Genomic DNA, 776 nt, shown 5'->3' on the forward strand with positions numbered 1-776 from the left:
ACATTGACGATCAACAACGGCGATACGGCAGGACTTGTGGTGCAATACGACGACAGTTATACGGGGGAAAGGTCCGGAACATGGTCGGTTGCCGACAGTACCATCGTCTCGGTGGAAGAAAACAACACCGCGCCCATAACTATTAACCCGAAACATACCATACCCGGCACTATCGGGGCGAAGGTGACCGGCAAAAAGCCCGGCACCACCACGGTTACATTCACCAATACCGCTACCGGCATGAGCCGGGATTGCAGTGTTACAGTCATTCCTGCTTTTAAAATCACTCCGGACCCGTTGACAGTGTACACTGACGAAACAGGCAGCCTGGCTGTGACTTATGACACCGGCTACAAAGGCCAAGGTTTGGAAGCTGGTCGGTTGACGACAGCACCATCGCATCCATAGACCAGAACGGCGTTGTGACCGGTAAAAAAGCCGGAACAGCCATTGTAACCTATGCTGGCGGCACAGCACCCGCAGCCTCCGCAGGCGGGAAGGGGAACGGAGTGAACATTGAAACAACGATCCAAAAGAAGTCAGCATACGATATCGTCAAGACCGCATCTGTAGTGGTGAAGCCGGGAACATTCACGGTAACCTTTGACCCGAACGGCGGCAGCCCGAAGCCGGAAAGCGTAACTGTCAGGCACGATAGCACAGTGGCCAGGCCTGGTGACCCTTCGCTCAGCGGTAAGCAATTTATGGGCTGGTTTACTGCCCCGCAAGGAGGCTTAGTGCAGTCTGGAAACGGTATCTTGACAAATTATAAAATA

2 protein-coding genes are annotated in these 776 nt (G+C 53.6%); both read left to right on the plus strand.

Translation table 11 applies throughout. The features are described from left to right. The first annotated feature begins 39 nt into the window (after positions 1–39). Positions 40–408, plus strand: a complete 369-nt coding sequence (locus JCM14374_RS12870) for a hypothetical protein (protein ID WP_157049131.1) — start codon at positions 40–42, stop codon at positions 406–408. Positions 409–509: 101 nt separating this feature from the next. Then, positions 510–776 (plus strand): InlB B-repeat-containing protein (locus JCM14374_RS12875; protein ID WP_207641640.1); only part of this gene is annotated, 267 nt, incomplete at its 3' end.

This window comes from Syntrophomonas palmitatica JCM 14374, assembly GCF_001311885.1.
GTDB lineage: Bacteria > Bacillota > Syntrophomonadia > Syntrophomonadales > Syntrophomonadaceae > Syntrophomonas_A > Syntrophomonas_A palmitatica.